We start from the raw sequence: 19,886 nt of genomic DNA, 5'->3' as shown, positions 1-19,886 counted from the left end.
GCGCCGCTTCGGACAGGCGGCGAACGCTTACTATATGGTGGCGCGTTCGCATCCATCAATCGCCGCGTTGGGGCGGCGCGCCGGACACGCGATCAGCCGAACAGCCGTCGGAGGCTGCGATCGAGCATCACGAACTGCCACAGCGTGCGGCCGTGATCCGCGCGGCCGGCACGATGCGCCTCGGCGAGCGCGCCGAGCGCGTCGAGATCGAACCAGCCGGTATCGGCGAGCGTGCGCGATCGCGACAGCGCCGCCGCCTCGCTCGCCAGCGCCGACCGGAACCACGCGCTGACGGGCGTGACAAAGCCCATCTTGGGGCGATAGAGCACGTCCTTGGGCAGATAGCGTTCCATCGCCTTCTTCATCAGCCACTTGCCCTCCCCCCGGCGTAGCCGGAGGCTGGCGGGCAGTGTCCCGGCGAAGGAGACCAGGCGATGATCGAGCAGCGGCTCGCGCGCCTCTAGGCTCACTGCCATGCTCGTCCGATCGGTCTTGGCGAGGATATCGCCCGGCAACCAGATCTTGATGTCGGCATATTGCGCGCGGTCGATCGCATCACGCGCCGGCGCATCGCGCATCGCCGCGACGTAGCGATCCTCGGCGCGGTGGCCGGCGAGCGCGCGGCGGCCGGCGTCGTTGAACAGCCGCGCACGGATCGCCGGCGCAGTGACGCCGACCGAGCGCGCATAGGCTTCCGCCCCGTCGTCGGCGAGCGCTAGCAGCGTCGTCTTGGCGCGCAGCGGGCGCGGCGCCCAATCGGCCTTGGGATAGATAGCGCCCAGCCCGCCGAACACGCGGCTGCGCAGTCCGTCGGGCACCAGCCCGCGCACGCGCTCCTCCGCCGCCTGGAAGCGGTAGCGGCGGTAGCCGGCGAAGATCTCGTCCGCGCCATCGCCCGATAGCGCGACGGTCACCTTTTCGCGCGCCAGTGCGCACACCTGATAGGTGGCGAGCGCGGAGGCATCTGCGAACGGCTCGTCGAACGCCGCGACCAGGCGGTCGAGCAGCGCAAAATCGTCCGACCGGACGACGCGCGAGCGATGATCGGTGCGGAAGCGATCGGCGACCGCGGCGGCATAGCCGCGCTCGTCGTGCCCCGCCTCGTCGAAGCCGATCGTGCAGGTTCGGATCGCGTGCGGCGTCGCCTCCGCCATCAGCGCGACGACCGCCGAACTGTCGACCCCGCCGGACAGGAACGCACCGAGCGGCACGTCCGACACCAGGCGCGAGCGGACCGCCGCGCGCATATGTTCGACCAGTTCCTCCTCCAGCGCGCGCGCCGACCCCCGGGCGCGATCGGCGAACGACACGTCCCACCATTGCACCGGTGCGGGCACCGGCTTGCCGCGCTCGACGAGGAGATAATGGCCTGCGGGCAGCTTGCTGACCCCGGCGACGATGCAGGCGTCGTCGGGAACGTAGCCGAAGGCAAGGAAGTCCTCGACCGCACGCACGTCGGGCACACGGCGCAGCAGCGGATGCGCGAGCAACCCCTTCAGCTCGGACGCAAAGGCGAGCGCGCCGTCGGCGAGCCGCGTATAGTGGAGCGGCTTCACGCCGAGCCGGTCGCGCGCCAGGAACAGCTGCTGCGTGCGCGCATCGTGGATTGCGAAGGCAAACATGCCATTGAGCCGCGCGAGCATCGCCGGGCCCCACGCGGCCCAGGCGGCGAGCAGCACCTCGGTATCCCCCGCGGTGCGGAACGCCCAGCCTTTGGCGCCGAGCTCCGCGCGGAGCTCCTGATAATTATAGATGCAGCCGTTGAAGAGCACCGACAGCGCGCTGCCAGCATCGTGCATCGGCTGCGGCGATCCCGCAACGTCGATGATCGACAGCCGGCGATGGCCAAGCCCGACGCCGGGCGCGGTCCACACCCCCTCGCCATCGGGGCCGCGCACCGCCATCGCATCGGTCATCGCGCGGATACGTGCCGGATCGACCGGCTTAGGCGTTTCGGGATGGAACAGGCCGGCGAGGCCGCACATCAGCGCAGCGCCCTGGCGGTCGCCTGATCGATCGGGCCGAGCGCAGCGCGGAAACGTGCGATCGCCGCAGCAGGGTCACGCCCCGCAAGCCGTTCGGCCGACAGATGCAGCGCCACCGCGCCCGGCTCGCCGCCGATCAGCCGCGCCTTCAGCGTTGCGAGTTTCACGATGGTCGGGCTGTCCGTCACGATTCCACCGACGCGGTACCACGTCGCGACGACGCGCTCCACCGGGGTTCCGGCGGCGCCGACGGCGGTAATCCGCATCACCGCGCCGCCGTCAATCGCGGGCAGATCTGCGACGCGCAGCCACCGGTCGCCCGCGCGCAGCACGCCGGTGCCGTAGGCGACGACTTCCTTCCCCTCATGCTGCGCGGCGAACAAGGCGAGCGCAAGGTCGACCGCATTCCCCCGGGAATCGACGTAGCGTGCGAACAGCTGGCGGTCGGCGGCCGGATAGCTCGGCCGCCACGGCGCCGACGTGCGCGGGTCGATGCGCGTCCAGCCCGGCACGACGGGGGCGGCGAGCGCTGCGGGCAACGGCTGCGAACGGCCGGCGATCGCCGCGGACCAAGCAGGGAACAGCGCCGCGAGCAGGACCGCCCCGATCGCCGCCGGGAGCAGCGCGACGCGGTGGCGGCGCGGCGGCGGCAGCGTCGCGGGATCGAACGCCGCATCGTCGGGCGCGCGATCGAACCAGCGCCAGCCGACCGCCATCACTGCAATCATGACGAAGGCGAAGAAGATCCAGCCGTAGACGATGTGGTCGAAGCCCGTCGCCGCCTCCAGGCTGGTGAGTTCCGCCGCCCAGATCGTCGCGAACGCGCGCACGCCGTTGGCGAGCACAGGAATGATCAAAGCGACGACGAGAAAGATCGCGCGCCGCCGCGCCGAGCGGAAGCAGACATTGGCGACAAGCACCCCGTAGGCCGCCATCGACAGCACGAACTTCGATCCCGAACAGGCTTCGGCCACCTCGAAATAATAGCGCCCGGCGTGGATAAGCACGCCGTCCACCGCCGCCGGCACGCCGACAAGGTGCAGCAGCGGCATGACCATCGCGACGGTGATCGCCTGGAGCGGCGGCTCGAGCCACTCGCCGAACGGCACCATGAACAGCGCGTAGCCGAGTGGAAAAGCGATGCCGCGTGCGACGTGCGGGCCGAGCAACGTGACGACCGCGCCCTGCAGCATCATTACCAGTCCGAGCTGACGCGCGAAGGCCGCGCCCGCCGCCTCGCCGAGCAGCCAGCCAGCGCCGCCCGCCGCGACCAGCGCGAGCCCGGGCCACCACGCCATCGGACACAGCTGCGCCAATTCGCCGCGCCGCGTCCAAACGAGCCAGGCAACGACGGGCGCAATGAATAGGCAGTGGCCGTAGGTCGTGCTGGTCCACCAGATATCGACCAGCTCGGCAACATCGCGGCGGAATAGCAGCAGGATCGCCGCGGCGACGGCGGCGAGCGCGGAGAGGTGTGCGCGCCATGCTGCAGGAACGGCCATGGTGGGGACGGGCAGCGCGATCGTCATGCCGCGGCGCGCGCCGTCGTCGGTAGCCCGAGGATCGCGTCGAGCGGGGCGAGCCGCGCATCCCAGCCGTATCGTTTCGTCACCTGCACGCGGGCTGCGCGGCCGAGCGCCGCGGCACCTGCCGGATCGGCCAGCAGCGCGGCGATCGCCGCGGCGTAATCGCCCGCGCCGTTCGCGATGCGGATCGTGCCGGCATGGTCGATCCCCTCCCCCGCCGCCGGGCTGGCTACGACGGGCCGTGCCATCGCCATCGCCTCAAGCACCTTGTTCTGGATACCGCGCGCCAGCTTGAGCGGCGCGACGACGACGTCGGCAGCGGCGAGCCAGCCGCGCACGTCCGCCACCTCGCCCGTTACCGTCACGCGCTCACCGGCGAGCGCGCGCACCGCCGCAGTCGGCGCACGGCCGACGATCGCGAAAAGTGCACACGGGATGCGCGGCAGCACGTCGTGCGCGAACCACGTCACTGCGTCGACGTTCGGCCGGTAATCCATCTGGCCGGTGAAAACGATCAGCGGATGCGGCGAGGACATGGGCAGGATCGCAGGATCGTAGAAGTTCGTGTCGATGCCGCTCTCGAGGACCCCGCTGCCGGGCAGCAGCGCGGCTTCGGGGGCGCTGACAAAAAGGCTCGCATCGACAATCGACGCCACCGCGCGCTCATAGTCGCCGAGCAGCCGTGCCTCGCGCCGCATCAGCCAGCGCATGGCCCCGCGCGAAGAATCGGCATAGGCCGCGAACTTCGCCGAATCGAGATCGACGAAGTCCATCGCCGTGCGCGGACGCTCAGCGGGTAGATATTGCGCCATCTGCCCCGAGAAGACGTAGATCGCCGCGATCGGTCGGCGTGCCACGATATCGGCGACGGCCGCCGCGACACGCGGATCGGCGAACGCCGCGATCGACAGGGGCTGCCCGTGCGCCAACGCCTCGATCGCGGCACGCGGACGCGACTTGGTGCGTGGGACCAAAACGCATTCGTCGACCAGCGCGCGATCGGCCGCCGTCATCTCTGCGGCATCGTCGGTAAAGGCGACGAGATGGACACGCGCGCGCGCCGCGAGATAGCGCAGCACGTTGTAGCTGCGGATCCGATCGCCGCGGTCGGGCGGAAACGGCGCGCGGTGCGCGATGAACAGGATCTCCATCGTGGCCATGCCTGCCTCAGCCGAGCCCGCGGCTGATCCACGGCCCCGCACGCATCGCGATCGGCAGCGGCAACTTCTTCCACGCGCGCACCATCAGTGCGTATTTCGGGTTGCGCGGGTCGACTTCGCGCATCGGACCGCTCGACCATTTGGCGTAGGCGAGCGGGACGCCTTCGAACCCCCAGTTCTTCTTGAACGCCGCCGGCCCGCTGCCGACCTTCGAGCGGCCGAAATCGAACCGCGTGCAGCCGCGCACACGGGCGTGCGCCATCAGCGCGAAATACATCCGGTCGTTCGCACGCAGACCGCGCGCCGCCTCAGTCCCCCCGCCCCAATAGGGATAGACGGTGCCGTTGAGATAGAGGCTGAGCACGCTCGCCACGGCACGGCCGCGATGCCGCACAGTGAGGATGTCGGCGTCCATCGTGTCGAGCGCGCCGGCCAGCAGCTTGGGCGGAAACACCGGCGAGCCCAGGTTGCGCGTCGATTCGGCGTAAATACGGAAATGCTCGGCGGCGAGCTCGGCACCGCCGATCACGACGTCGAGATCGTTCGCCAGCGCCTTGCGCACCTCGGCGCGCTGCTTGCGCGGGATGGCGAGCAGTTCGGCCTCGTCGCTGGGCGCGAGCGGGCGGGCGAAGCCGAGGCTCGTGTCGCGATCGATCGCCCAGCCGCTCGGGGCGGGCCCGCCGCGCAGCTCGATCGAGGGGTAACCGAGCGCGCGCGCCGCGGTGGCGAGCGGCTCGACGCCGTCGCCAAGGATCCCGCCGCCGACCGCGAACGCGGACGATACCAGCCCTTTGCCGAACAGCGCGGATCGCATTTCGGTGAGTGGCAGATAGCCGACGATCCGCCCTCCACGCTCCGCCACGAAGAAGCGCGCACGCTGGCCGCAGCCGTGCTCGACGGCACGCGTCCAGGCGGTGAGGTGGAACGGTGTCGCATCGGGCTGCGCACGCACGAAGGCGTCGACCGCCGTGTCCTCGTCGATCGCCTCGCGCACGACGAGGTCCGCCGCGATCCGGCTATGCGCGTTCACCAGCGCCGCTCCCGCGCCGCGACGGCATCAACGCGTCCCCAGTCGTGGCGGCGGACGAGGCCGCGCAACTTGCCCGCCATCGCGCCCAGCCGGCTGTAGTGGCGCAGCTTCGAGCGTATCGGCGCGGCGGCGACGCGCGGTTGGTCGGGATCGATTTCCCACGGGTGGAAATAGAACATCCCGCCATGGCCGGCGGCATTCGCTTGGCGGACGGCGAGGCCGGTCAGCGCGGCAGGCAGTAGACGGAAGAACCCGCCGCCGACCGCGAGCCGGCGACCCGCCAGCGCTGCGGTCGAGACGGGAAGCTCGATCAGGTGGCTGTCGGCGAGCGGACGCCAGGCGAAGCGCGGACTCTCGCGCCAGCCATAATGATCGTGCGCGACCGGCGCGACGCTGGAGGAGTAATCGTACCCCGCCTCGGCGAGGACTCGGTGCGCCCAAGGCGTTCGCGTATCAATCGAGAAGCTCGGCGCGCGATAGCCGGTGACGGCGACGCCGCCCGCATCTTCTAGGGCGGTGCGCGCGCGCGCGAGATCGGCGCGGAAGGTGGCCGCATCCATCGTGAAGACGCGCTGGTGATCCCAGCCGTGGCTGGCGATCTCGTGCCCCGCCTCGACGACGCGGCGGATCAGCGCGGGGTGACGCGCCGCCACCCAGCCGAGCGTGAAGAAGGTGGCGCGCGTCCCCGTCTCGGCAAACAGGTCGATCACGCGGCCGGTATTGGCCACGACGCGGCTCTCCAGCCGTTCCCAGTCGGCCTTGTCGATCGTGCGCTCGAACGCGCCGACCTGGAACCATTCCTCGACGTCGACCGACATGCCGTTGACGATCACAGCGTCAACCTCGGGCACCTTGAAGGGCGCGTTCATGTCACGCCGCGGCGCCGCGCACCGCTTCCAGCCCGCCGCGCGGTGCCGGGGCCTCGCTCTCGACCCAGTCGACGAGCAGCGTCAGCACGCGGCGCAGCGCGACGTCCTGCTCCTCGATGCGCTTCTCGAGCGAGGCGATGCGATCGAGCACGACGGGGTCGAGCGGGGCGGGCTCGGCGGATTCCGCACGCGTCCCATCCGGCGTGACCGGCTCGGCATCGGGCACCGCCTTCATTACCGGCGCCGGCCGTACCACGTTGGGCAGATCGCGCGCGGCATCGGCGCGAACCGTGTTGATGAGCGCGGCATCGATCAGCGTCGCATCGGTGATCGCGGCGTGAAGCATCACGCGGTTCATCAGCTGATTGAGCCGCCGCGGGACGCCACCGCTGGCGCGATAGAGCACCGGAAAGACGTTGTCGGCGAAATCGGGCGTGCCCTGCCACCCGGCGATGCGCAGCCGGTGACCGACATACTCCGCGATCTCGTCGGGGTTCATCGGATCGAGATGATGGATCGCGATCACGCGCTGGCGCAGCTGCTCGAGCCGGTCGGAGCCGTTGAGCCGCTCGCGGAACTCGGGCTGACCGAGCAGGAAGATCTGCAACAGCGCGCGCCCGCCGGCCTGGAAGTTCGACAGCATGCGCAGCTCTTCGAGTGCCGACACGGGCAGCGCCTGCGCCTCGTCGACGATCAGCAGCGTGCGCCGCCCGGTGCGCGCGATGCCGTGCAGCCCGCGCTCGATCACGGTCAGCAGCTCGGCCTTGCTCTTGCCGGCGGGATCGACGTTGAGCCCGGTCGCGACGGTGCGCAGCAGATCGTCCGCCTCAATCGCGGTCGAGACGATGTTGATCACCGTCAGGTTGGCGGGATCGATCTGCGCCGTGACATGGCCGACCAGCGTCGTCTTGCCCGCGCCGATATCGCCGGTGATGACGATGAACCCCTCCCCCTGCGCGAGGCCATAGCCGAGATAGGCCATCGCCTTGCGGTGCGTTGCCGAATCGAACCAGTAGCGCGGGTCCGGCGTCAGCTGGAAGGGCCGATCGGTCAGCCCGAAATGTTCCTCGTACATGCCGAGTTATCCTCTAGAAGGTGTACCGCGCGCCGAGCAGCGCCTGTGCCGACCACTGGCTGTCGAAGCGTTCCTGATCGAAGGTGTAGACGCCGAGCGAGGCGACGGTGCCGAGACGACCGAACTGGTGGCTGTACGTCCCCGTCGCGCCCAGATTGAAGACGCCGTCGGCATCGTCGAGCCCGCTCTGGTAGTAATTGGCGAAGAGATTGGCATCGACCTGCGACACGCGGCTCAAGGCGCGCGACCAGAACAGCTGCGCGTAATAGCTTTCGTCGTTGACGCCATAGGCTACCGTACCAGGCGCGAGGCGCGGCACGTTGAGGCGACGGTTGGCATAGCCGGCGCCGACGCCGTAGCTCGTCCGCCCGCGCGTGGTGGAGATGACGCCGTCGATGCCGCGTGCGCGATAGCTCGCGGTCGAGATAGACTGGAACACGTCGTTGAGGCAGCCGCCGGCACCCGCCCCGCCCGCGCTCGTCCCGTTCGCGCCGGGACGACCGCCGAAGATGCAGCCGTTGAACTGCTGCCCGAACGGGTTGGCGCTGCCCTGGAACGAGGTAGGCAGATCGCGCACGCCGTCGCGCAGCTGGCGTCCGAACGTCTCGATGCCGTCGTACACCGCGACCTGGACGCCCGTGTCACGGTCCATCGCCCAGCTCAGCGTGCCGAAATAGGTCTCGCCGCCGTAGCGCCAACCGGCGTTCGCCGTCAGCTCGAGCCGCCGCGACGGGCGCCAGATGACACCGGCGTCGTAGATCAGCCCGTCGGTATTATAGGCGATGCGCTGCGGCGAAGCGGGATCGGTGACGAAGCGGCCGTTGCCGTCGAGCACCGGATCGCCGTTGGCATCGACCAGCGCGTCCTTCTGGCTGGCCTCGATCTTCTCGTAGCCGACGCCGCCACGCACCGCGACGGTGCGGCTGACGGGCAGCGTCACGTCGCCACGCGCGTAATAGCCCTCATACTGCTGATCGAGCTGGCCGGCATCCTCGCGCTCGTACGCGCCGCTGACCGTGACGCCGACCGGCAGCACCGTGCCCGCCGCGACACCGGCGGAAGCCTGCGCGATGAAATTGGTCGAATCGTCGTAATAATCGAGCCGGCGCTGCCCCGCGTCGATTCCGGTCGAGAACGGTGCCTCGGCCTTGGTGTAGCCGCCGAAGGCGGAAGCGGCGAGCTGCACCGGGCCGGCGCTGCCCGACACGCTCGGGCCGGCATAGACCGAATAGACCTGCGTCACATTGTCGACGTTGCCGACAAAATTGCCCGGCGCCGCGCCGCGGATGTCGGAGCGGGCGCGCGTGGCGATCGCCCCGCCCTCGATCGCCACACCTGGCGCAAGGCTGACCGATCCGCGCGCGAGCCCGGTGTGGACGTCGCTGTCGGCGATCCGGTCGTCCCAGTCGATCCGCCGCTCGTAGCGGTAGCTGACCTGCGCCTCGGCACGCCGACCGGTGACGGCCGCATCGATCCCCACCGCGATCTGCGAGTAGGTCACGACATCGTCGTTGGTAAGATCGGCGTCGAAAACCTGCGTCAGTTCGATATAGGGCGCGACATACCGGTCGCGGGCATCGGCGGCGTTGGCGGCGAGGATCATCGCCAGCCCGATGCCGCAGCCGAGCGCATTGGCCCATGGCCTCACCACGTCACTTCTCCTGACCGTAATAGCTGCCGAACCGGCCGCCGCCGGGTTCGTAGGACACAGAATTGAGCACCAGGCTGATCCGCTCGCACCCGTCGAGCAGGTTCACCGCCTCGCGCACGTCGGCCTCGGTCGTGCGATCGGCGCGCACCACCAGCATCACTTGCCCGACGAGCAGCGCCAGCACCGAGGCCGGCGACGCGGCGAGCGCAGGCGGTGTGTCGAATACGATCAACCGATCGGGATTGGCCGCGAGCAGACGATCGATGATGTCGCTGGTACGCGCGCTGGCGAGCAATTCGGTATCGGCATGCGTGCGCTTGCCGGCGGGCAGCAGCGACAGCTGCGGCACGTCGGTGCGCACGATGCACTCCTCGGGATCGATCGTCGGATCGCCGAGGATGTCGAGGAAGCCGGTCGAATCCGACAGGCCGAGCGAAGCCATGACGTCGGGCTTGGCGAAATCGCCGTCGACCAGCACCACTTCGACGTCGCGCTCCGCCGCGAGGCTGATCGCGAGGTTGATCGCGCAGAATGTCTTGCCGTCGCCCGGCTTGCCCGACCCGACCAGGATCGTGCGGGCCCGGTCGCCCAGCGGCCCGGCGGCGATCGTGCGCGCGTTGAGCAACAGTTGGCGCTTCACCAACCGGAATTCCTCGGCGAGCGCGCCGATCGGCGCGCCGGGGACGAGCATGCCCTTCTCCGCTAGCATCGTGCGATCGATGTGCGCGATGCCGGGCGGCAGGATGTCGCCCTCGGTTTCCGGCTCCGCCCCGGCACGCAGCTCGGGCGGAATCGCGGCGAGCGTCGCGGCCGCCTCGGGCGAGAGCCGCTCTGCGCCCAGCGGCGGCGGCGGCGCGGCGTGGATGAGATCGAGCGTCAGGTCGAGCGCGCGATCGTCCGCCGGGGCGTCGATCACCGACGCCTCTGCATCCGACTCGTTGCCTCGCGCGACGGGCAGGGCAGCAGTCTGCTCGGCCGGCGTTACGGCGTCATGATCCTGCCACGGCATGTCGGGCGTGTCCGCCGACGCAGGCGCCACGTCGCGGCGGCGCAGGTGCGCACCGAAATCGTAGACCTTGGCGGCGCGCTCGATGAGCGATTCGTCGTGGCGCTTGGTGGCGTGCGTCATGCCGCTAGACCCCGCTGGAGCATTTCGACGCCGAGCAGCGCCACGTAACCGACGCCGAGCGCGCCCAGACCGCCGGCGAACCACGTCAGCCGCTTGCGGCGCTGTTCGGCCTGATGGCGCGTCAGCATTTCGCCAATCGAGCCGATCACTGGCATGCCCGACGCCTTTTCCAGCCGCTGCGCGGTCGGGAAGGTCGCCTGAAGCTGCCCCATCGCGAACGCCGCGCCGAGTCCGCCGAGCAGCCCGGCGATCAGCACGCCGGTGAGTAGCAGCGGACGGTTCGGCGCCGTCGGGGTGCGCGGCTGCGTCGGCGGATCGATCACGCTGAAACGCACCGCATCGGTCTGCGTCTGCGCCTGGCTACGCAGGCTCGTCTGTTCACGCTGTGCGAGCAGGCGATCGTACTGATCCTTCAGCACGGTGAAGTTGCGTTCGATCTCGCCCTGCTGCGCGGCGACCTCGGGATCCTCGGTCAGCTTGGCATTGAGCGTATCGAAATCGCCCTGCAGCTGCTGCTTGCGCATGCGCAGCGCGGCGACTGCCGCCTGCCGATCGGCGAGCATCGACTGGAGCGAGAGATACGCCGGATTCGGCGTGCCGCCGCCGCCCGCGCCGACCGGCTCGCCGCGCGCAGCGCCCTGCGCCTGGGCAAGCTGTACCTTCAGCGCCACGACGTCGGGATGGTTCTCGGTGTACCCGCGGCCACGCGCATCGGCGAGCTGGCCCTGGATCGCTGCGACGCGCGCGCGCGCCGGACCGACACCGGGGGCGATCCCCGCCCCGGCGATCGTCTGCGGCGTGCCGGCAAGCTGCCCCTGGAGCGCCGCGAGACTCGAGCTCGCCGCGGCGAGATCGCCGTCGACCTGGCTCATCTGCGCGCGGGCGGCGCCGATGCGGTCGCTGACCGATCCGGTGCCCGGCAGCGAGCCGAGGTAGCGGTTCTGGAAATCGGCGCGCTTCGCTTCGGCGTCCTGCAGCTTCCCGCCGAGCTCCTTCAACTGCCCGTCGAGGAATTGCAGCGTCTGCGTGCTCTGCGTGCGATCGTCGGAGAGGTTGGTCTCGACAAAGATGTCGATCAGCTTCTGCGTGATGCTGGTGGCGAGCTTGGGCGTCGCCGCAGTGGTGACGATCTCGAAAAGATTGTCCTGCTGCGCGGTGATCTTGATCGCATTCTGCAGGCCCGCGACGCGATCGGCGACGTCGCGATCGGTCGATACCGATTTCGCGAGGTCGGTGCCGCGCACCACCTTTTCCAGGTTCACCGCCGACGTCAGCGTCTGGCGCACGGTATCGACGTCGCGCTGCTGCTCGCCGATCTGGCTGCCGTCGGTGCCCGGCGGCAGGATCGAGCGCATCTGCACGAACACGCGCGCACGGCTCTCGTACTTGCTCGGCAGCTGGCTGACGACCAGCCAGCCGAGCACGCAGATCGCCCAGGCGACGGCCAGTGCCAGCCACCGCCTCGTCCAGATCGCGTGCACCGCGAGCCTGATTTCTCCGAAGAGCCCGTTCACGCCGGCGGCCTCAGAACATGCTCTCGGGGATAATGATCACGTCGCCCGGCTCCAGCCGGACGTTCGCGCTCGAATCACCGTTCTTGAGCAGGCGGTTGATGCTGAGATTGTATTCCTTCTGCTTGCCCGTCGCGCGATCGTAGCGGACGAGCCGCGCGCGGTTGCCGGCGGCATATTCGTTGAGCCCGCCGACCGCGATCATCGCGTCGAGCAGCGTCATGTTGGCGCGGTACGGCAGCGACGCGGGCTTCTCGGTCGCGCCGACGATGCGCACCTGCTGGCTGTACGTGCCCGAGAAGCTGTCGACGATGACGCTGACGATCGGGTCCTTGATATACTCGCGCAGCGCCAGCTTCATGTCGTCGGCCAGCATCGCCGGGGTCTTGCCAACCGCCGGCATGTCGTTGACCAGCGGCGTGGTGATGCGGCCGTCGGGGCGCACCTGCACCTTCGACGACAGTTCGGGATTGCGCCAGACGAAGATCTGCAGCGAATCGAGCGGGCCGATGACATATTCTTCGCCGGGCTGCTCCTTGCTCGCGACGAATGCCGCGGGCGGCAGCTCGGCGCCGGCGCTGCGGCCATTCATGCAGCCGGAAAGGGCGGTCGACGCCAGCGTTGCTGCCAGCAAAGCCTTCGAACCACGCGGGAAACGCATCGCAAAAAACCTCCGTCGGCGCGTTGGGGGCCGGCGTCGGGGTGAACTGCCCCGAAACCGGTTGCGCTTAGGATCGGCTATGCGGGGAAGAGGTGAAGATAGCGTTTAGGACGCCTCGGCGAGGACCTCGGCCGGCGCGGGATGGCCGAGGAACGCCGCCGGGCTGGCGGTCGCGCCATAGGCGCCGGCGAGGAAGATCGCGACGACGTCGCCGACATCCGCCGGCGGCAGCGCCACCCGGTCGGCTAGCCGGTCGAGCGGGGTGCACAGGCAGCCAACCACCGAGACGGCATCGCTCGCCGGCTCGCCCAGCCGGCGCGCGATCGCGACCGGATAGTTGCGCCGCACCACCGTGCCGAAATTGCCGCTGGCGGCGAGCTGATGATGCATGCCGCCGTCGACGACGAGGAACGTCTCCCCGCGGCTCTCCTTACGGTCGACGATCCGCGTCAGATACACGCCGCACTCGCCGACCAGCCAGCGGCCGAGCTCGATCGCGTAGCGCGTGCCGGCCGCCGTCAGCGGCGATGTCGCCAGCCGTTCCGCCAGCGCGGCGCCAATCCGATCGATCGCGACCGGCACGTCACCGGGAAAATAAGGAATGCCGAATCCGCCGCCGAGATTGACGAGCGGCGGCACGTGCCCGGCTTCGTCGGACAGCCGCTCGGCGAGCGCGAGCGTCGCGGCCTGCGTCTCGATCAGCGCATCGGTGTCGAGCGCCTGGCTGCCGGCGAAGATGTGGAAGCCGCGCCACTCGGCGCCCGCCCCGACGATCGCGCGGACCAGCGCCGCCGCGCGTTCCGAGTCGACGCCGAAGGGCGACGGGCGACCGCCCATCTTCATCCCCGAACCCTTCAGCTCGATGTCGGGATTGACGCGAATCGCGAGCTGCGGCGTCCGCCCTACACGCGTTCCGATCGCGAGCGCGCGGCGCGCCTCCCCCTCCGATTCGACGTTGAGCGTCGCGCCGGCGATGATCGCCGCTTCCAGCTCGACGTCGCGCTTGCCCGGCCCGGCGAAGCTGATCGTCGCCGCGGGCTTCACCGCCTGCGCCTTCGCGAGCTCGCCGGCGGACGCCACGTCGAGCCCATCGACGAGCGGCGCGATCGCGGCGAGCAGCGGCGCGAAGGGATTGGCCTTGATCGCATAGTGCAGATCGATGCCGGGGAAAGCCGCGCGGAACGCGGCGATCTTCTGCGCGACGATCGTGGGATCGTAGACGAACAGCGGCGATCCGTGCGCCGCGACCCACGCGTCCGCGGAGCGCCCGCCGATCGTCAACATGCCCGTCTGCGCCGCGAACGGCGGTGGCACCGGCCCGAACGGCTTGCTCATGACGTCTCCTCCACGCGGACCGATGCGGCGATCGCCGCGCGGTCGAGCTTGCCGTTCGCATTGCGCGGCAGATCGTCGCGCCACGCTATCCGCGCCGGCTGCATGAAATTGGGCAGATCGCGCTTCAGCCGGTCGCGCAGTGCTGGCTCGGCAGCCGCGTCGCCGCGCGCGACGACGACGATCGCCTGCCCGAGCCGCGCGTCGGGCACGCCGACCGCTACCGCCTCGTGTGCCTCACCACCGGCGACCACCGCCTCTTCGATCTCGCCCGGGCTGATGCGGTTGCCGGCGGATTTGATCATCTCATCGTCGCGTCCGACGAAGCGCAGCAGCCCGGCTTCGTCGGCGACCGCCGTGTCGCCCGACCATACGGCGGTGCCGCCGAAGCGAGAGAAGGCAGGTGCCGGGCGAAACCGTGCCGCCGTGCGCGCCGGATCGCGCCAATAGCCCTGCGCGACGAGCGGCCCGGCATGGACCAGTTCGCCCGGCTCACCGGCGCCGGCGGGCGTTCCATCGGGCCGCACGAGCATGATCTCCGCGTGCGGGATCGCGCGGCCGATCGATTCGGGATGCGCGTCGACGAGCGCGGGCGGCAGATAGGTCGACCGGAACGCCTCGGTCAGGCCGTACATCGGGTAGAGGTCCGCCGCCGGGAAGCGTTCGCGCAGCGCGTGCACTATCCGCACCGTCAGCGCGCCGCCCGAATTGGTCAGCCGCCGCAGCGCGTGCCGCGCCGCCTCGGGCCACTCCGTCTCGAGCAGCTGGACCCACAAGGGCGGCACGCCGGCGAGCGTCGTCGCGTCGGTGCGCTCGACCGCCTTGATGACGTCGCGCGCGGTGAGATAATCGAGCGGCGCGACGCACGCGCCCGCCGCCCATGTCGAGAACAGCTGGTTCTGCCCGTAATCGAAGCTCAGCGGCAGGACGCCAAGGACGATGTCGTGCGGCTCGAGCGCTAAGTAATGCGCGACGCTGTTCGCGCCGAGCCACAGGTTCGCGTGGCTCAGCATCACGCCCTTCGGCCGGCCGGTCGATCCCGACGTGTAGAGGATCGCCGCCAGCGCCTGCGGATCGTCGGATGAGGGCGGCAGCGCGTCCCCCTCCCCGGTCGCGGTGACGATCGCCGCATCGCCGCGGTCACTCGCCTCGAGAGTCGCCGCGCGCGCCTCTTGGGTCAGCAGCAGGCGCGCGCCACTGTCGGCCAGGATATGCCCGACCTGCGCGCGCTTGAGCAGCGGATTGATCGGCACGTGAACGAGGCCCGCGCGCGGCGCGGCGAGCGGCATCAGACACGCCTCGCGCGTCTTGGGGAGCCAGGTCGCGATGCGGTCGCCTGCGGCAAACCCCTGCCCCGCCAGCCAGCCCGCGAGCCGTGCGACCTCCGCCTCCACCTCGGCGAAGGTCATCGTGCCCGCGCGATCGCGCAGTGCCGGCGCATCCGGGCGGCCGGCCAGCACGTGATCGATCGGCCGGGGAATTGGATCGAGCGGGACCATCGGTCGCTCCATAGCGCCGGGGCGTTGCGGAATTCATCCCCCCGGCCTATCGCGCCGCAACAAAATTCGCGGGGGCCGCCAATGATTCCGGATAGCAAGACCGAAGTCGACGCAACGGTTCGCGCCGTGCTCAAGGACGTTCTGGCGCTGTCGGACGCGCAGGTCGCCGCCTTCGACGATACCACGCCGCTGTTCGGCGCGCTGCCCGAACTCGATTCGATGGCCGTGGCCGGCGTGCTGACCGAGATCGAGGATCGCCTCGGCATCGTGATCGACGACGACGAGGTCGACGGCGAGATGCTCGAGACGTTCGGCGCGCTCACCACTTTCGCTGCGACCAAGGCGCTGCTGTAAGCCGATGACGCGTGCCGCGGACCGGTTACGGATTACGCGGTACGAATGGGCGGGCGGCAGCGAGGCGATGCTGCGCTTCGGCGACGACGCAGACAGAACCGTCGTCATCGCGCTGCCGCTGTTCGAGGAAGCCAACCGCACACGGGCGGCGTTCGTCGACGTCGCGCGCCGACTGGCCGCGCGCGGGATTGCCGCCGCGCTGCCCGATCTGCCCGGTACCGGCGAGAGCGAGCTTCCAACGGCCGCCGCGACGCTGGCGGCGTGGCGGACCGCTTTCGCCGCCGCCTGCGCGCAGGTAGCGGGCGACGTGTATGTCGTCGCGTGTCGTGGCGGCGCGTTGGTCGACGCGGACGCCGATGCGGCGGGCCGCTGGTATCTCGCGCCGCAGTCGGGCGATGCCGTACGGCGTGAGCTGTTGCGCCTGCGTCAGACGGGCGGCGGGGAGGACTTCGGCGGCAATCACCTGTCGGCGGCGCTGCTCGACGGGCTCGCCGGGCAGGAACCGTCGATCACCGGCCGCCTCCGCGTCGTTCGGCTCGACAGCGACCCGCGCGCCGCGGACCGCAAGCTCGCCGGCCCGCCGCTGTGGCGCGCGAGCGAGCCGGGCGGCGATGCGGGGCTGCAGGCCGCGATCGCCGACGACGTTGCGACGTGGATCGGCGCGTGACGGCGCGGCGGATCATCGCCTTCGACTGCGAAGGAGACACGCTCATCGGCTCGCTCGACGCGGGCGACGCGGCGACCGGGTTGCTGATCGTATCAGGCGGCAACGAGATTCGTGCCGGCGCGCATCGCGGCATGGCGCAGCTTGCGGCGCGGCTGTCGGCGGATGGCCTGTCGGTGTTCCGCTACGATCGCCGCGGCATTGGGGATTCGGGCGGGGTCAACGCCGGCTACACCGTAGGCCGCGACGATCTCCTTGCCGCAGTCGCGGCGTTCCGCCGCGCGCAGCCGACGGTGACGCGCATCGTCGGCTTCGGCAATTGTGACGCAGCGACGACGCTCGCCTGGTGGGGTCGCGACGCCGGGTTCGCGGCAGTCGTGCTCGCCAATCCGTTCACCGTGCCGCCCGCCGACGATCTGCCCCCCACCGCCGCGATCCGCGCGCATTATGCCGCGCGGCTGCGCGATCCGGCGGCCTGGTGGCGCATCGCGCGCCGCGGCGTCTCGCTAAGTAAGCTGGCCCGCGGGCTCGCCCGGCTCGCCGTGCCAAAGCGAACGCCGACAATCGCCGATCGCACACTGGCGGCGATCGCCGGCTGGGGCGCCGATGCGACGATCGTCCTCGCGCGGCACGATGCCACCGCGATTGCCTACGCCGATGCCGCGCGCCGCGCCGGCGTCGCACCGCGGACGGTGACGATCGACACCGGATCGCACAGCTTCGCGCGCGCCAGCGACGCGGCGGCGCTCGAAGCAGCGATCCGGGCCGCTATCTAGCGCGAGGCTCAGCGCGCGCGGATGAAGCCGCGGATATCGCTCGACAATTTGCGCAGGTCCTCGTCGCGCACGTACATCATGTGCCCGGCGTGGTACCAATGCCAGCTGATCCGCCCGTCGTTCGGAATGCCCGTACGGTTCAGCGAATATTCCGCGCCGAAGAACGGCGTCGCGAAATCATAATATCCCTGGCCGACGAACACGCGCAGCCCGCTGTTCTCGCGCAGCGCGCGGCCGATATAGGGCGCAACGTTGAGATAGCCCTCGCCGCCGCGCGGCCCGCCGATCTTCCAGTCCCAGTCGCGCACGCCGCCGATCGAGGAGTAGGTGAGGTCCGGCGAATAGTTGAGGAACTCGCGCGAATGCTGGTTCATCGCCGCGGTATACGCGCCGTCGATCGCGTAGAAGCTGGGATCGTTGTCGGGCTCCTCGCCGGCATCGTCGTAGTCCTTGCCGAGATAGCGCGTATCCAGCCGCCCGATCGTCTGCCCCCGGTCGCGCAGCAGTTCCTTGTAAAAACGGCCGGGCGACAGGCGCAGATCGGCGCGCGCGAGATACTCCTGCGATACGCCGGTGAAGCGTGACAGCTGCGGCAGAACCTGCTGGCGCTCAGCCGCGGTCAGCGCATTGCCCTTGAGCAGCGCGATGGCATAGGGCCCGATCGCGAACGCCTTCGCCTCCGCGACGAATTCCTCGACGGTCGCGGGGCGGTTCGCCACCTTGTTGTGGTACCAGGCAGTCGCCGCCATCGACGGCAGGTTGGTGACGTAGCCGAGTTCGTTGCCTGGTGAGTCGGCTGCGGCGCTGAAATCGAGGATCGACGAGATCAGCAGGATGCCGTTGATCGACACGTCGGTGAAGCCCGCGCCTTCGAGCTCGTTGATCACCGCCGCCGAGCGCGTGGTGCCGTAGCTCTCACCGCCGATGAACTTGGGCGCGTTCCATCGCCCGTTGGCGTTGAGCCACAGCCGGATGAACTCGGCCATCGATTTGGCGTCTTTGGTGACGCCCCAGTAATCCTTCGGGTCCTTCGTCCCCAACGCGCGGCTGAAGCCGGTGCCGACGGGATCGATGAATACGATGTCGGTGACGTCGAGCAGCGAATCGGGATTGTCGACGATCGGATAGGGCGGCGCGCCATCATCGCGTGCGTCCGACGGGATGACCACCCGCCGCGGACCGAACGCGCCCATGTGCAGCCACAGCGAGCCCGAGCCCGGCCCGCCGTTCCACAGGAAGGTCACCGGTCGCTTGGGATCGACCGGTCCTTCCTTGATGTAGCTGTACGACGTAATCGACGCGAGCGGCTTGCCGTCCTTGTCCTTCAGATACGTGTCGCCGGCGATCGCGCGATAGTTGATCCGCGTGCCGCCGAAGGTGCCGCTATGCCGGGTCACCGAAACGGTCGGCGGCGGGATCGCGGCGTCGTCGGCCCTCACGGCAGCCTTGCCCTCCACCCTACCGTCGGGCCTCTCCTGTGCCGCGATCGGCATCGCCAGCAACGCGGCGCCAAGCGCCAGCGCGATACGCAACTTCATCGAACACACTCTCCCTGATCGGCGCGTCGGCTCTGCTCCGTCGCGCCGCTTCGTTCTGATATCTCAAGAGGAAAAGCGCGGCGCGCGGTCAACCCCGCCGCGACGGAAAGACGCTCATTCCGCCGCTTCGGCGAGCCGCTCGAAGTCCGCCTCGGCAAGGAAGCGCTCGGCATCGAGCGCCGCCATGCATCCGGTTCCCGCCGCGGTCACCGCCTGGCGATAGGTCTTGTCCATCACGTCGCCACACGCGAACACCCCGGGGATGCTGGTACGCGTCGAGCCGGTCTCGACCGCGATGTAATGATCCTCGTCGAGCGCGAGGTGCCCACGGAACAGCTCGGTTGCCGGGTGATGACCGATCGCGACGAACCCGCCGTCGACGTCGAGCCGGCTGTGCTCGCCGGTCCGCGTATCCTCCAGATCGAGCGCGACGAGCCCGGCGTTGCCGCCGCCGTCGACGAACTCGCGCACCTCCTTGTTCCACAGCACGGTGATGTTGGGGTGCGCGAACAGCCGTTCCTGCAGGATGCGCTCGGCACGCAGCCTATCGCGGCGGTGGATCAGCGTCACATCGTCCGAATGGTTGGTGAGATACAGCGCTTCCTCGACCGCGGTGTTGCCGCCGCCGATCACCGCCACCTTCTTGCCGCGATAGAAGAAGCCGTCGCACGTCGCGCAGGCGGAAACGCCCTTGCCCTTCATCGCCTCCTCGCTGGCGAGCCCGAGCCACTTGGCCTGTGCGCCCGTCGCGATCACCAGCACCTCGCCCTCGTACACGTCGCCGCTGTCGCCGGTCAGGCGGAACGGACGGCGCGTCAGGTCGACGTCGACGACGGTGTCCCACATCATCGTCGTCCCGACGTGCTCGGCCTGCTTCTGCATCTGCTCCATCAGCCACGGGCCCTGGATGACGTCGGCGAAGCCGGGGTAGTTCTCGACGTCGGTGGTGGTCATCAGCTGACCGCCGGGCTGAATGCCCTGAACGAGGATCGGCTTCATCCCCGCGCGCGCACCGTAGATGGCGGCGGAAAGCCCGGCGGGGCCGGAGCCGAGGATCAGCATGCGAGTCGAATGTGTCGTCATGGGCTGCGATGTAGGATGCGCGGTTGAACAAGGGAACCGTGCG

Annotated in this window: 17 protein-coding genes; 3 read left to right on the top strand and 14 right to left on the bottom strand. The window is 69.7% G+C overall.

Features of this window, described 5'->3' with window-relative positions; all coding sequences use genetic code 11:
- Positions 1-92: 92 nt before the first annotated feature.
- The 12 genes from F1C10_RS01190 to F1C10_RS01135 form a co-directional block, all read right to left on the bottom strand.
- Entirely contained in the window at positions 93-1,985 is a 1,893-nt protein-coding gene (locus F1C10_RS01190; protein ID WP_185208080.1) for an XrtA/PEP-CTERM system amidotransferase, read from the bottom strand.
- Complete coding sequence (gene xrtA, locus F1C10_RS01185; RefSeq protein WP_185208078.1) at positions 1,985-3,514, bottom strand: exosortase A; 1,530 nt, start codon at positions 3,512-3,514, stop codon at positions 1,985-1,987. The genes F1C10_RS01190 and xrtA overlap by 1 nt, the downstream gene beginning before the upstream one ends.
- A complete protein-coding gene (locus F1C10_RS01180; protein WP_185210000.1) occupies positions 3,511-4,662 on the bottom strand; it encodes a TIGR03087 family PEP-CTERM/XrtA system glycosyltransferase in 1,152 nt (383 codons plus the stop codon). The genes xrtA and F1C10_RS01180 overlap by 4 nt, the downstream gene beginning before the upstream one ends.
- Before the next feature lie 16 nt (positions 4,663-4,678).
- A complete protein-coding gene (locus tag F1C10_RS01175) occupies positions 4,679-5,701 on the bottom strand; it encodes a FemAB family XrtA/PEP-CTERM system-associated protein (RefSeq protein WP_374939358.1) in 1,023 nt (340 codons plus the stop codon).
- A complete protein-coding gene (locus F1C10_RS01170) occupies positions 5,698-6,570 on the bottom strand; it encodes an XrtA system polysaccharide deacetylase (RefSeq protein ID WP_258043006.1) in 873 nt (290 codons plus the stop codon). The genes F1C10_RS01175 and F1C10_RS01170 overlap by 4 nt, the downstream gene beginning before the upstream one ends.
- Position 6,571: 1 nt before the next feature.
- A complete protein-coding gene (locus tag F1C10_RS01165) occupies positions 6,572-7,645 on the bottom strand; it encodes an ExeA family protein (protein ID WP_185208077.1) in 1,074 nt (357 codons plus the stop codon).
- Positions 7,646-7,658: 13 nt separating this feature from the next.
- Positions 7,659-9,296 carry a hypothetical protein gene (locus tag F1C10_RS01160; protein WP_258043005.1) on the bottom strand — a complete coding sequence of 546 codons (1,638 nt, stop codon included), beginning with the start codon at positions 9,294-9,296 and terminating at the stop codon, positions 7,659-7,661.
- Between the two features lies 1 nt (position 9,297).
- The gene (locus F1C10_RS01155) at positions 9,298-10,425 is read right to left on the bottom strand and encodes an AAA family ATPase (RefSeq protein WP_258043004.1); all 1,128 of its coding nucleotides are present in this window, start codon (positions 10,423-10,425) and stop codon (positions 9,298-9,300) included.
- Positions 10,422-11,939, bottom strand: a complete 1,518-nt coding sequence (locus tag F1C10_RS01150) for an XrtA system polysaccharide chain length determinant (protein ID WP_185208075.1) — start codon at positions 11,937-11,939, stop codon at positions 10,422-10,424. Before F1C10_RS01150 ends, F1C10_RS01155 begins: the two co-directional genes overlap by 4 nt.
- Before the next feature lie 10 nt (positions 11,940-11,949).
- Positions 11,950-12,597, bottom strand: coding sequence for an XrtA/PEP-CTERM system exopolysaccharide export protein (locus F1C10_RS01145; protein WP_185208073.1), 648 nt, complete (start codon positions 12,595-12,597; stop codon positions 11,950-11,952).
- A 105-nt stretch (positions 12,598-12,702) separates the two neighbouring features.
- A complete protein-coding gene (locus F1C10_RS01140; RefSeq protein WP_185208071.1) occupies positions 12,703-13,932 on the bottom strand; it encodes a pyridoxal-dependent decarboxylase, exosortase A system-associated in 1,230 nt (409 codons plus the stop codon).
- Entirely contained in the window at positions 13,929-15,428 is a 1,500-nt protein-coding gene (locus F1C10_RS01135; RefSeq protein ID WP_185208069.1) for an acyl-CoA ligase (AMP-forming), exosortase A system-associated, read from the bottom strand. Before F1C10_RS01135 ends, F1C10_RS01140 begins: the two co-directional genes overlap by 4 nt.
- Positions 15,429-15,509: 81 nt before the next feature.
- Between F1C10_RS01135 and F1C10_RS01130 the strand changes: the two genes are divergently transcribed.
- From F1C10_RS01130 to F1C10_RS01120, 3 genes are read left to right on the top strand one after another with little or no spacing between them, the layout of a single operon-like run.
- Positions 15,510-15,782, top strand: coding sequence for an acyl carrier protein (locus F1C10_RS01130; RefSeq protein ID WP_185208067.1), 273 nt, complete (start codon positions 15,510-15,512; stop codon positions 15,780-15,782).
- Between the two features lie 4 nt (positions 15,783-15,786).
- Complete coding sequence (locus tag F1C10_RS01125) at positions 15,787-16,449, top strand: hypothetical protein (protein WP_185208065.1); 663 nt, start codon at positions 15,787-15,789, stop codon at positions 16,447-16,449.
- Positions 16,446-17,222, top strand: coding sequence for a hydrolase 1, exosortase A system-associated (locus F1C10_RS01120; protein WP_185208063.1), 777 nt, complete (start codon positions 16,446-16,448; stop codon positions 17,220-17,222). Before F1C10_RS01125 ends, F1C10_RS01120 begins: the two co-directional genes overlap by 4 nt.
- Before the next feature lie 8 nt (positions 17,223-17,230).
- On the opposite strand, the gene F1C10_RS01115 is transcribed toward F1C10_RS01120, so the two are convergent.
- A complete protein-coding gene (locus F1C10_RS01115; protein WP_185208061.1) occupies positions 17,231-18,760 on the bottom strand; it encodes a S10 family peptidase in 1,530 nt (509 codons plus the stop codon).
- A 114-nt stretch (positions 18,761-18,874) separates the two neighbouring features.
- The gene (trxB, locus tag F1C10_RS01110; protein WP_185208059.1) at positions 18,875-19,843 is read right to left on the bottom strand and encodes a thioredoxin-disulfide reductase; all 969 of its coding nucleotides are present in this window, start codon (positions 19,841-19,843) and stop codon (positions 18,875-18,877) included.
- Positions 19,844-19,886: the final 43 nt, after the last annotated feature.

The organism is Sphingomonas sp. NBWT7 (genome assembly GCF_014217605.1).
Taxonomy (GTDB): domain Bacteria; phylum Pseudomonadota; class Alphaproteobacteria; order Sphingomonadales; family Sphingomonadaceae; genus Sphingomonas.
This window is presented reverse-complemented; position numbering and strand designations above follow the sequence as displayed.

What these genes read in the sequence shown, in the direction of transcription:
- F1C10_RS01130 (WP_185208067.1), top strand. Translation starts at nt 15,510, where the DNA reads ATGATTCCGGATAGCAAGACCGAAGTCGACGCAACGGTTCGCGCCGTG.
- F1C10_RS01125 (WP_185208065.1), top strand. Translation starts at nt 15,787, where the DNA reads ATGACGCGTGCCGCGGACCGGTTACGGATTACGCGGTACGAATGGGCG.
- F1C10_RS01140 (WP_185208071.1), bottom strand. Translation starts at nt 13,932, where the DNA reads ATGAGCAAGCCGTTCGGGCCGGTGCCACCGCCGTTCGCGGCGCAGACG.
- F1C10_RS01170 (WP_258043006.1), bottom strand. Translation starts at nt 6,570, where the DNA reads ATGAACGCGCCCTTCAAGGTGCCCGAGGTTGACGCTGTGATCGTCAAC.
- F1C10_RS01190 (WP_185208080.1), bottom strand. Translation starts at nt 1,985, where the DNA reads ATGTGCGGCCTCGCCGGCCTGTTCCATCCCGAAACGCCTAAGCCGGTC.
- F1C10_RS01145 (WP_185208073.1), bottom strand. Translation starts at nt 12,597, where the DNA reads ATGCGTTTCCCGCGTGGTTCGAAGGCTTTGCTGGCAGCAACGCTGGCG.
- trxB (WP_185208059.1), bottom strand. Translation starts at nt 19,843, where the DNA reads ATGACGACACATTCGACTCGCATGCTGATCCTCGGCTCCGGCCCCGCC.
- F1C10_RS01165 (WP_185208077.1), bottom strand. Translation starts at nt 7,645, where the DNA reads ATGTACGAGGAACATTTCGGGCTGACCGATCGGCCCTTCCAGCTGACG.
- F1C10_RS01115 (WP_185208061.1), bottom strand. Translation starts at nt 18,760, where the DNA reads ATGAAGTTGCGTATCGCGCTGGCGCTTGGCGCCGCGTTGCTGGCGATG.
- F1C10_RS01180 (WP_185210000.1), bottom strand. Translation starts at nt 4,662, where the DNA reads ATGGAGATCCTGTTCATCGCGCACCGCGCGCCGTTTCCGCCCGACCGC.
- F1C10_RS01135 (WP_185208069.1), bottom strand. Translation starts at nt 15,428, where the DNA reads ATGGTCCCGCTCGATCCAATTCCCCGGCCGATCGATCACGTGCTGGCC.
- xrtA (WP_185208078.1), bottom strand. Translation starts at nt 3,514, where the DNA reads ATGACGATCGCGCTGCCCGTCCCCACCATGGCCGTTCCTGCAGCATGG.
- F1C10_RS01155 (WP_258043004.1), bottom strand. Translation starts at nt 10,425, where the DNA reads ATGACGCACGCCACCAAGCGCCACGACGAATCGCTCATCGAGCGCGCC.